Annotated in this window: 9 protein-coding genes; 5 read left to right on the top strand and 4 right to left on the bottom strand. The window is 73.0% G+C overall.

The window, feature by feature from the left end:
* From ACFUEL_RS27130 to ACFUEL_RS27120, 3 genes are all read right to left on the bottom strand, one after another.
* Positions 1 to 260, bottom strand: a 260-nt coding sequence (locus ACFUEL_RS27130) for a hypothetical protein (protein WP_380239384.1), incomplete at its 3' end; no start/stop codon positions are given.
* A gap of 300 nt (positions 261 to 560) precedes the next feature.
* A complete protein-coding gene (locus tag ACFUEL_RS27125; protein ID WP_380239383.1) occupies positions 561 to 1,718 on the bottom strand; it encodes an ATP-binding protein in 1,158 nt (385 codons plus the stop codon).
* A gap of 116 nt (positions 1,719 to 1,834) precedes the next feature.
* Positions 1,835 to 2,560: a response regulator transcription factor gene (locus ACFUEL_RS27120; RefSeq protein ID WP_380239382.1), complete on the bottom strand. Its 726-nt coding sequence runs from the start codon at positions 2,558 to 2,560 to the stop codon at positions 1,835 to 1,837.
* A gap of 309 nt (positions 2,561 to 2,869) precedes the next feature.
* On the opposite strand from ACFUEL_RS27120, the gene ACFUEL_RS27115 reads away from it, so the two are divergent.
* From ACFUEL_RS27115 to ACFUEL_RS27105, 3 genes are all read left to right on the top strand, one after another.
* On the top strand, positions 2,870 to 3,589 hold the full coding sequence (locus ACFUEL_RS27115; RefSeq protein WP_380239381.1) for a rhomboid-like protein: 720 nt from the start codon (positions 2,870 to 2,872) through the stop codon (positions 3,587 to 3,589).
* A gap of 196 nt (positions 3,590 to 3,785) precedes the next feature.
* The gene (gene lon / locus ACFUEL_RS27110; RefSeq protein ID WP_380239380.1) at positions 3,786 to 6,179 is read left to right on the top strand and encodes an endopeptidase La; all 2,394 of its coding nucleotides are present in this window, start codon (positions 3,786 to 3,788) and stop codon (positions 6,177 to 6,179) included.
* Positions 6,180 to 6,269: 90 nt separating this feature from the next.
* On the top strand, positions 6,270 to 6,797 hold the full coding sequence (locus ACFUEL_RS27105; RefSeq protein WP_380239379.1) for a GtrA family protein: 528 nt from the start codon (positions 6,270 to 6,272) through the stop codon (positions 6,795 to 6,797).
* Between the two features lie 31 nt (positions 6,798 to 6,828).
* Here ACFUEL_RS27105 and ACFUEL_RS27100 read toward each other — a convergent pair whose 3' ends face one another.
* Positions 6,829 to 7,872 (bottom strand): DUF3533 domain-containing protein, encoded by a 1,044-nt coding sequence (locus ACFUEL_RS27100; protein ID WP_380239378.1) that lies wholly within the window; start codon positions 7,870 to 7,872, stop codon positions 6,829 to 6,831.
* A 113-nt stretch (positions 7,873 to 7,985) separates the two neighbouring features.
* Here ACFUEL_RS27100 and ACFUEL_RS27095 point away from each other — a divergent pair, with 113 nt between their 5' ends.
* On the top strand, positions 7,986 to 8,450 hold the full coding sequence (locus ACFUEL_RS27095) for a MarR family winged helix-turn-helix transcriptional regulator (RefSeq protein WP_380239377.1): 465 nt from the start codon (positions 7,986 to 7,988) through the stop codon (positions 8,448 to 8,450).
* A gap of 108 nt (positions 8,451 to 8,558) precedes the next feature.
* Positions 8,559 to 10,139, top strand: a complete 1,581-nt coding sequence (locus ACFUEL_RS27090; protein ID WP_380239376.1) for an MDR family MFS transporter — start codon at positions 8,559 to 8,561, stop codon at positions 10,137 to 10,139.
* Positions 10,140 to 10,174 lie beyond the last annotated feature (35 nt).

The following is a 10,174-nucleotide window of genomic DNA, read 5'->3' as shown; positions in this document are numbered from 1 at the left end:
GGCGCGGGGGCGGCGGGCGCGGCCGGAGCTGCGGCAACGGGAGCGGCAACGGGGGTCGGCTGGGCGCCGACCGGAGTTGCGGCCTGGGTCACTGGAGTCACCTCGGTACCGGGCTTGTAGTCGGCGAAAAAGTCCCACCAGGCGCGGTCGACCGAAGCCGGGTCCTGGAGGTACTGCTGGTAGATCTCGTCGACGAGCCACTCATTGGGGCCGAAGCCAGTGGAGCTTGCCGAGCTGGGGGTTTCTTGGTGTGGCGACACGGGGCAACCGCCCTCTTCCGCTTCCTTTTGGGATGGTGGACAGCGGGGATTAAGGCTACGCCCCTGACCAGGGATCGCGCAGTCTCCGATGGTCAGGCGTCACCCAGATCACATCGTCGGACCGGTTTTCGGCCGGAAGTGCACGTTAGGGAGGGGGGAAACCGGGGAAAGGGAGCCGCGATCGGTCGTGGTCATACCGGCGGAAAATCGGGCGAACCAGTGGTCTGGACCACTCGGCGGAGTCGGCCGGACACCGGGCCGGAGGGCCCGGCTCCGCTTTGTACCGATTCCGACACGGTCTCAGGCCGGCACCGGCGTCTCACCCGGAAGGGTGACCTCGATCCGGCAGCCCGCCGCCGCCTCCGCCACCCGGATCCGGCCGCCGTGCAGGTCCACCGCCCAGCGCGCGATCGCCAGGCCCAGCCCGGTGCCGCCGTCGCTGCCCGGCCCCAGCGCGGTCGGCGAACCGCTGCGGCCGAACCGCTCGAAGACCCGCTCGCGGTCCTCTGCCGGGATGCCCGGACCCTGGTCCTCCACCTCCAGCAGCAGCCCGCCGCCCTCCGCCGCCCGGGCCCGCACCGTCACGGTGCCGCCGGCCGGCGAGTGCTTGCAGGCGTTGTCCACCAGGTTGGCCACCACCTGGTGCAGCCGCTCCGCGTCCGCCACCGCGGTCAGGTCGGGCGGCTGCACGTCCACCGCCAGCCGCACGTCCCCGCGCCGGTCGTACGCGCCGCCGGCCGTCGCCCCGTCCACCGTCACCCCGCGCAGCACCCCGTCCAGGAACGGGCGCACCCGGAACGGGTGGGAGTCCAGCGGGACGACGCCGTCGTCCAGCTTCGACAGGTCCAGCAGGTGGGTGACCAGGCGGCCCAGGCGCTCGGTCTGCTCCAGCGCGGTGCCCAGGTTCTTCGGGTCCGGCTTCACCACGCCGTCCACCACGTTCTCCAGCAGGCCGCGCAGGGCCGCGATCGGGGTGCGCAGCTCGTGCGAGACGTTGGCGATCAGCTCGCGGCGGTGCCGGTCGGCGGCCTCCAGGTCGCCCGCCATCCGGTTGAAGGTGTCGGCCAGCTCGCCGATCTCGTCCCGCGAGGACACCTCGACCCGGGCGCTGTAGTCGCCCTCCGCCATGGACCGGGCCGCCGCCGTCATGTCGCGCAGCGGCGCGGTCAGGCCGTTCGCCAGGAACTGCATGAACAGCAGCGAGGCGATCAGCGAGAAGATCATGATGATCCGGATCTGGGTCTCCGACCGGATCGCCACCACCACCATCCCGGTGGCCAGCACCACCGAGACGACCACCAGCAGGGCCAGCTTGCCCTTGATCGAGCGGACCGGGTCGAACGGGCGGATGTCCGTCCACACCCGGCGCGCGGCGCGCACCACGAGCGGGGGGCGCGCGAGCGGGGGCCGGGGGGAGGCGTGGCCGGCTTCCCCGTTGCGTTGCTGCGGAAAGGTCATGGTGTCCCTGCGACTCGTCCTCGGTGACTCGTCCCGGTGCGGCCCCGGGGGAGGAGGTCCCGGAGCGGGGGCGGGCCGCCGAACGGGCCCGCGGGGCCCGGACCGGCGGCGGCCGGTCAGGAGAGCGGGGCCTCCAGCGCGTACCCGACGCCGTGCACCGTGCGGATCCAGCTCGCCCCGATCTTCCGGCGCAGCGCCTTCACGTGGCTGTCCACCGTGCGGGTGCCGGACGCGTCGGTCCAGTCCCACACCTCGGCCAGCAGCTGCTCGCGGGTCAGCACCGCGCGCGGCTGCGCGGCCAGGCAGGCCAGCAGGTCGAACTCGGTCGGCGTCAGGTGCACGTCGCCCGCGCCCAGCCGGACCCGGCGCTGCACGTGGTCGATCTCCAGCTCGCCGAAGCGCAGGGACCCCAGCGCGGGCGTGCGGGCCGCCTGCTGGGCGCGCTCGACCCGGCGCAGCAGCACGTTCACCCGGGCCGCCAGCTCGCGCATCGAGAACGGCTTGGTCATGTAGTCGTCCGCGCCGACGCCCAGACCCACCAGCAGGTCCGTCTCGTCGTCCCGCGCGGTCAGCATCAGCACCGGCACCGGGCGCTGGGCCTGGATCCGGCGGCACACCTCCAGGCCGTCGAAGCCCGGCAGCATGATGTCCAGCACCACCAGGTCCGGCTGCCAGGTGTGGAACCCGTCCACCGCGCCCGGCCCGTCGTGGGCCACCGCCACCTTGAAGCCCTCGGCCCCCAGCCGTGCCGCGATCGACTCCGCGATGGTGGGCTCGTCCTCCACGACGAGCACCCGTCGCTGGGTGCCCACCGGTCCACTGCTGATCGTCTCTTGCTGCATCTCTGTCACGGTCACGCCACCGCCCCCAGGGCTCGCGGGCCGGCCGCCTCGGGACGGCGGGCTCCGCTCGTAGTCGTCTTGTTTCCGTCGTGCTGTTCCGTCGTGGGTGTGCCCCGCCGGCGGACGCATCAGGTTTGGCAGGTCCCCGTTCGGACGGGCACGGGCCAGTACCTTACCCGCAGCGCTTGCGAGCTGTAGCGGTACGTGTGCGACCGGGGCGGGCCGGGGTGGAGGTCTTCACAGAAGTTCCTCAGACACCTCTCACCCGTCCCGCTTATGGTGGGCTGGACGAGGCGTTCGGGAGGCACCGTGACCAGCGCGGAACTGCGACGACGACTGATCAGGCCGGGACTGCGGGCCGTGCCCACCCCGCGGGCCAACCCGTTCGCGCTGGGTTACCTCGCACTGCTGCTCGGCACCACCCTCTACGCCCGCTTCGGCGACCCGGAGACCGTGCACCGGCTCCAGTCCCTCTCCTCCACCGACGCGCACAACCTGCTCGCCCACCCCGCGCTCTCCCTCGTCGGCAGCGGCCTGTGGGTCGCCGGACCGGTCTGGATGCCGTACTTCTGGGCCTTCGCCCTCACCGTCGCACCCCTGGAACGACGGATCGGCGGCCTTCGTGCCCTCGGCGTCTTCGGCGCCGGGCACGTCGCCGCGACCCTGCTCTCGCAGGGCGTCGTGGTCGCCGCGGTCGCCACCGACCACGCCGGGGCCGAACTGCTGGACGCGATGGACATCGGCGTCTCGTACGGGGTGCTGGCCTCGCTGGGCGCGCTCGCCGGGCTGCTCGGGCCGACCGGGCGGAAGGTCGCGCTCGGCGCGGGGCTCGCGCTGATCGGGCACCAGGTGGTCGGCGACGCCGACCTGGTCACCGGGGTCGGCCACCCGGCCGCGCTGGCGGTGGGCGTCGCGCTGTGGCCGGTCGTCCGCGGGGGCGGGGGCGGGCGGCCCTGGCGGGCGCGGCGCTCCCGGGGCGGCCGGGTCGCGGCGTGGGCGGGGCTCCGGCCCGTGCCGCGATCCTCCTGACCTGCTCCTCTCCTTCCCCGGCCCCGAGCGGGCCGGGAGGTGCTCCCGCACGCCCCTGACGGGGTGCGGGGTCTCTGTCGTGCGCCCGCTCCGCCGTGCGGGGGGTGTTCTCCGGGAGCGAACGCGGGGCGGGGAACAATCCCGGATCGCCAGACCTTAGTCAGGTCAGCTCAACTTCACTGACTGGGGAGAGATCATGGCATCGACGTCCGTTCCGCTCACTCTGCCTGTGCTGCCGCTCGACGACGAGGTGGTGCTCCCCGGCATGGTGGTCCCGCTGGAACTTTCGAATCCCGAGGTGCGGGCGGCCGTGGAGGCGGCCCGCGCCGGGAGCGCCGGGGGGAAGCCGCAGGTGCTGCTGGTGCCGCGGCTGGACGGGTCGTACGCGGCGGTGGGGGCGCTGGCGACGGTCGAGCAGGTGGGGCGGCTGGCGGACGGCGACCCGGCGGCGCTGGTGCGGGCCGTCCGGCGGGTGCGGATCGGGGCCGGGACGACCGGGCCCGGGGCCGCGCTGTGGGTGGAGACCACGCCGTTCAAGGAGTCGGACCAGGGGCTGCCGGTGGCCGGGCGGGCGGCCGAGCTGGTCAAGGAGTACAAGGCGCTGTCCACGCAGTGGCTGCGCCGCCGCGGGGCCTGGCAGATCGTCGACCGGGTGGCCGCGATCGAGGACGTCGGCGAGCTGGCCGACAACATCGGCTACGCGCCGTTCGCGACCGCCGAGCAGAAGCTGAAGGTGCTGCTGGAGGCGGACCGCCCGGCCCGGCTGGAGTACGCGCTGAGCCTGCTGCGCGAGCACCTCGCGGAGGAGGAGGTCAACGACACCATCCGCAAGGACGTCGAGGAGGGCGTGGCCAAGCAGCAGAAGGAGTTCCTGCTGCGCCGCCAGCTGGAGGCGGTGCGCAAGGAGCTGGCCGAGCTGAACGGCGAGAGCGACTCCGAGGAGGAGGACTACCGGGCCCGGGTCGAGGCCGCCGCGCTGCCGGAGAAGGTGCGCGAGGCGGCGCTCAAGGAGGTCGACAAGCTGGAGCGCGCCAGCGACCAGTCGCCCGAGGGCTCGTGGATCCGCACCTGGCTGGACACCGTGCTGGAGCTGCCCTGGAACGAGCGCTCCGAGGACGCGTACGACATCGCCGGCGCCCGCGCCGTGCTGGACGCCGACCACACCGGCCTGGCGGACGTGAAGGACCGGATCGTCGAGTACCTGGCGGTCCGCAAGCGCCGGGCCGACCGCGGCCTGGGCCAGATCGGCGGGCGGCGCGGGGGCGCGGTGCTGGCGCTGGTCGGCCCGCCCGGCGTCGGCAAGACCTCGCTGGGCGAGAGCGTCGCGAAGGCGATGGGCCGCTCGTTCGTCCGGGTCGCGCTCGGCGGCGTGCGGGACGAGGCGGAGATCCGCGGCCACCGCAGGACGTACGTGGGCTCGATCCCCGGCCGGATCGTCCGGGCGGTCAAGGAGGCCGGGACGATGAACCCGGTGGTGCTGCTGGACGAGATCGACAAGGTCGGCTCGGACTACCGGGGCGACCCGGCGGCCGCCCTGCTGGAGGTCCTCGACCCGGCGCAGAACCACACCTTCCGGGACCACTACCTGGAGGTCGAGCTCGACCTCTCGGACGTGGTGTTCCTCGCCACCGCGAACGTGCTGGAGGCCATCCCCGAGCCGCTGCTGGACCGGATGGACCTCGTCCGGCTGGACGGCTACACCGAGGACGAGAAGGTCGCCATCGCCCGCGACCACCTGCTGCCCCGGCAGCTCGCCAAGGCGGGCCTGGGCGGGGACGAGCTGACGGTGGACGAGGCGGCGCTGCGGAAGCTGGCCGCCGAGTACACCCGGGAGGCGGGCGTCCGGAACCTGGAGCGGTCGATCGCGCGGATCCTGCGCAAGGTCGCCGCGCAGACCGAGCTGGGCGAGCGCGAGCTGCCCGCCGCGGTCGGCGCGGACGACCTGCGGGCCCTGCTGGGCCGGCCGCACCACGTGCCGGAGGCGGCGCAGGAGCCGGCCGAGCGGCGCACCGCGGTGCCGGGCGTGGCGACCGGCCTGGCGGTCACCGGGGCCGGCGGCGACGTCCTCTACATCGAGGCGTCGCTGGCGGACGCCGAGACCGGCTCGACCGGGCTGACCCTGACCGGCCAGCTGGGCGACGTGATGAAGGAGTCGGCGCACATCGCGCTCTCCTACCTGCGCTCGCGCGGCGCCGAGCTGGAGCTGCCGGTGACCGGGCTGCGCGAGCGGGGCATCCACCTGCACGTGCCGGCCGGGGCGGTGCCGAAGGACGGCCCGAGCGCGGGCGTCACGATGACCACGGCGCTGGCCTCGCTGCTGTCCGGCCGCCGGGTGCGCACCGACGTGGCGATGACCGGTGAGGTGTCGCTGACCGGCCGGGTGCTGCCGATCGGCGGGGTCAAGCAGAAGCTGCTGGCCGCCGACCGGGCCGGGATCACCACGGTGGTCATCCCCAAGCGCAACGAGGCGGACCTGGACGACGTCCCCGCCGAGGTGCTGGAGCGCCTGTCGGTGCACCCGGTGTCGGACGTCCGGGAGGTGCTGCGGCTCGCGCTGGAGCCGGCGGAGGTGCTGGTGGCGGCGGCCTGACGGGCGCCGGGGGCCCCGGGAGGCGCGGGAACACGCGTACTTCCGAGGCCCCTGGTGGTTGCCGGTCCGGGCCCATGGGACACTTCCCGCATGCCGTCCCCTACGCAGCGCGCGCTGACCGCCATCCCGGAGCGCTACCGCCCGTTCCTGGTCAAGCACCGCAAGCTGGTGAAGTTCCTCGTGGTCGGAGGAACCTGCTTCATCCTCACCATGCTGATCAACTTCGCCCTGAAGATGTCCGTGCTGGAGAGCAAGCCGGTCATGGCGCTCACCGTCGCGACCGTGATCACCACGGTGGTCTCGTACGTGCTGAACCGGCAGTGGTCCTTCCGCGCCGCCGGCCGCAAGCGCGAGGCCGCCGGCTTCTTCGTGGTCAGCGCCCTGGCGGTGGGCGTGAACGACCTGCCGCTGGTCGCCTCCCGGTACGTGTTCGACTTCCGCGAGCCGGACGTGAGCCACTTCTCGCAGGAGCTCGCCGACTTCTTCAGCGGCATGATCATCGGCACCCTGCTGGCGATGGCCTTCCGCTTCTGGGCGATGAACCGCTTCGTGTTCACCCAGCTGTCCGACCGGGTCCGGCAGGACCAGGAGCCGGGGCGGGAGCCCGAGCGGGTCTGACCCCGCCCCCGGTCCGTCGTACTCCGGCCGCTCACATCCCGCGGGGGACGGGGCGGCCGAGGCGCGGGGTGCGGGCCACCGCGAGGAAGGTCACCCCGACGCCGACCACCGCCCAGGCCGCCAGCACCAGGAACGGCACGGTGAGGTTGGTGGAGTCCAGGTAGGCGATCGAGCGGGCCGCGGAGGTGCCGGCCCCGTTCGGGATCCACTCGCCGATCGCCCGCCAGAACGCGGGCAGCAGCGGCGGCGGGAAGACGCCGCCCGCGCTGGGGTTGCCCAGCACCACGAAGAGCAGCACCGCCAGCCCGATGCCGATCACGTCGAACAGGCACTCCAGGGCCATGGTGACGGCGCCGACCGAGAACACCACCAGGGTGCCCAGGCCGGTGAGCGCGGCGATCGAGCCGGGCAGCGCGTGCAGGACCGGGCCGATGATCAGCGCGCCGCCGAGGCCCGCCGCGACCGAGTACAGCGCCAGCGTGCCGAGCCGGAGCACCGCCCGGCCGGTGTTGGCCGGGCGGGAGCCCGCGCTGATGCCGAGGATCGAGGCGACCAGGTAGCCGCCCACGCACCAGCCGACCACCAGGTAGAAGGCGGACAGCCCCTCGGCGTCGCCCTTGGCCAGCGGGATGGTGTCGTCCACCACGACCGTCCGGCCCTGGCTCGCGGCCAGCTTCGTGACGATGCCCTCCGCGGCGGTGGCGGCGGCCGGGCCGCGGGCGTCGGCGACCAGCAGCGCGTCCTCGGTGCCGGTCGGGTCGACCACCCAGGCCGCGTAGATCTTCTGGTCCTTGATCCGGGCCCGCGCGGTGTCCCCGTCCGGCAGCACGGAGGCGCGCACCGCGTCGTCGGGGACGGACTCCAGTGCGCCGACCAGCTTGGGCGCGACCTCCGCCGGGGCGACCACCGCGATGGACAGCTGGTGCGGCTCCGGGTGGTGCAGGGCGCCCACGTACGAGGTGATGAAGCCGAGTTGGAGCAGCAGGACGGCGACGACCAGGAAGAACGCGCGCGGGGTGACCGCGTCCCGGAGGTCGCCGAGGAAGCCCTTTCCCGGTTCTGCCTGGTGGGCCATGGTGGGCGTCTCCTCGCCTAGGGGTGAAAGGGGCACGAACGGCCAAATCGGTACTTCGTACCATGAAGCGGTCGGGTGCCGGGGGAGGCACGGGCTGCGCGATACTGTCCGCCATGAGTGACCCCCTGGACGGGCCGAACCCCGCCGAACTGGCGTTTCTCGCGGTCGAGCGGGAGGTGGCGACGCTGTTCCGGCGCAGCCGGGCGCGGGCGGCCGAGACCTCCCGGCTGGTGCACCCCGAGCTGGAGGCCGGGGCGTACGTGCTGCTCGGGTTCATCCGGGAGTCCGGGCGGGCCCGGGTGACCGACGTCGGGCTGCACTTCGGGGTGGGCAAGGCCACCGTGAGCCGGCAGATCCGGGCGATCGAGGAGCTGGGGCTGCTGCGCCGGGAGACCGACCCGCTGGACCGGCGGGCCTCGCTGGTGTCGCTGACCGAGGAGGGCGAGCGGCGGTTCGCGGCGGCCCGGGAGGAGCGGATGGCGCGGTTCCGGGAGTCGCTGGCCGGGTGGGAGTTGTCGGAGCTGGAGCAGTTCGCCCGGCTGCTGGAGCGGTTCAACGAGCTGACCGAGGGGGTCTGAGGGCGCCGCGTCGGGAGGGTTTCTTTACCTGGGCTTGAAGAAAGTTGCCTTAGTCAACTATCCACGTATAGTTGCTTGAGGCAACGAAATTTCAGTCGAAGGAAACGCATGTCGACGACCCTCCCGACACCCCCGCAGGACCGGATGTCCCACCGTCAAGTACTCGAAGCCCTCTCGGGCCTGCTGCTCGGCCTGTTCGTGGCCGTGCTCTCCTCCACGGTGGTCTCCAACGCCCTGCCGCGGATCCTCACCGACCTGCACGGCGGCGAGTCCGCCTACACCTGGGTGGTCACCGCCGCCCTGCTGTCGATCACCGCCGCCACCCCGCTCTGGGGCAAGCTCTCCGACCTGGTCAGCAAGAAGCTGCTGGTCCAGATCGCCATGGTGATCTACGTGCTGGCCTCGGCGCTGGCCGGCCTGTCGCAGAGCATCGGCATGCTGATCTTCTGCCGGGTGCTGCAGGGCATCGGCGCGGGCGGCGTGATCGCGCTCGGCCAGATCTGCCTGGCCGCGATGGTCCCGCCGCGCGAACGCGGCCGCTACAGCGGCTACTTCGGCGCGGTCTTCGCACTCGCCACCATCGGCGGCCCGCTGATCGGCGGCGTCATCGTGGACACCTCCTGGCTCGGCTGGCGCTGGTGCTTCTACGTCGGCGTGCCGTTCGCGCTGATCGCGATCCTGGTGCTGCAGCGCACCCTCAAGCTCCCCGAGGCCCCCGCCCGCAAGCCGAGGATCGACTACCTGGGCGCGACGCTGATCACCGCCTCGGTCTGCCTGCTGATGATCTGGATCTCGCTGGCCGGCAAGAACTACGACTGGGTCTCCTGGCAGACCGCCGCCATGGTGCTCGGCGGCCTGGCGCTGGCCGGCCTGTTCGTGCTGGTCGAGAAGCGCGCCGCCGAGCCGCTGATCCCGCTCGACCTGTTCCGCCACCGCACCGTCACCCTCGCCGCGGTCGCCAGCGCCTTCGTCGGCGTCGGCATGTACGGCACCACCACCTTCCTCGGCCAGTACTTCCAGCTCGCCAAGGAGAAGACCCCCACCCAGGCCGGCCTGCTCACCCTGCCGATGATCTTCGGTCTGGCGGTCTCCTCCACGGTGGCCGGCAAGCTGATCACCAAGTACGGCAAGTGGAAGGGCTTCCTGGTCGCCGGCACCGTGCTGCTCGCCGCCGGCCTCGGCCTGATGGGCACCGCCCGCGCCGACACCGCGTACGGGCTGCTCGCCCTCTACATGCTGCTCGCCGGCATCGGCCTCGGCCTGACCAGCCAGAACCTGGTGCTCGCCGTGCAGAACACGGTGCCGCGCAACGAACTCGGCGCCGCCAGCTCCACCGTCACCTTCTTCCGCACCATGGGCGGCGCGATGGGCGTCTCCGCGCTCGGCGCGCTGCTCGGCCACAAGGTCGCCAGCTACACCGCGGAGAACTTCGCCAAGGCCGGCATCCCCGCCTCCGGCGCGGGCGGCGACGGCATCCCGGACCTCAAGAAGCTGCCCGCGCAGGTCGTCCCGCTGGTCACCGACGCCTTCGGGCACGGCGTCGGCACGGTCTTCCTGATCGCCGCGCCGTTCGCGGTGGTGGGCTTCCTGCTGGTGCTGTTCATCCGCGAGGTGCCGCTGCGCACCTCCAACGAGGAGCGCCCGGCCGCCCCCGCCGAGGCCAGGGCCGCGGAGCTGGTCTCCGACTGACCGGCCGCCGCCGCGGCCGACCGACATGCGAGAAG

The organism is Kitasatospora sp. NPDC057198, assembly GCF_042670125.1.
In the GTDB taxonomy this organism is placed as follows: domain Bacteria; phylum Actinomycetota; class Actinomycetes; order Streptomycetales; family Streptomycetaceae; genus Kitasatospora.
The sequence above is the reverse complement of the archived record's forward strand: the minus strand, read 5'-3'. Positions and strand labels throughout refer to the sequence as shown.

Bases quoted from the DNA above. Each gene is read 5' to 3' on its own strand.
- ACFUEL_RS27125 (WP_380239383.1), bottom strand. From the start codon at position 1,718: ATGACCTTTCCGCAGCAACGCAACGGGGAAGCCGGCCACGCCTCCCCC.
- ACFUEL_RS27105 (WP_380239379.1), top strand. From the start codon at position 6,270: ATGCCGTCCCCTACGCAGCGCGCGCTGACCGCCATCCCGGAGCGCTAC.
- ACFUEL_RS27090 (WP_380239376.1), top strand. From the start codon at position 8,559: ATGTCGACGACCCTCCCGACACCCCCGCAGGACCGGATGTCCCACCGT.
- ACFUEL_RS27120 (WP_380239382.1), bottom strand. From the start codon at position 2,560: ATGCAGCAAGAGACGATCAGCAGTGGACCGGTGGGCACCCAGCGACGG.
- ACFUEL_RS27095 (WP_380239377.1), top strand. From the start codon at position 7,986: ATGAGTGACCCCCTGGACGGGCCGAACCCCGCCGAACTGGCGTTTCTC.
- ACFUEL_RS27100 (WP_380239378.1), bottom strand. From the start codon at position 7,872: ATGGCCCACCAGGCAGAACCGGGAAAGGGCTTCCTCGGCGACCTCCGG.
- lon (WP_380239380.1), top strand. From the start codon at position 3,786: ATGGCATCGACGTCCGTTCCGCTCACTCTGCCTGTGCTGCCGCTCGAC.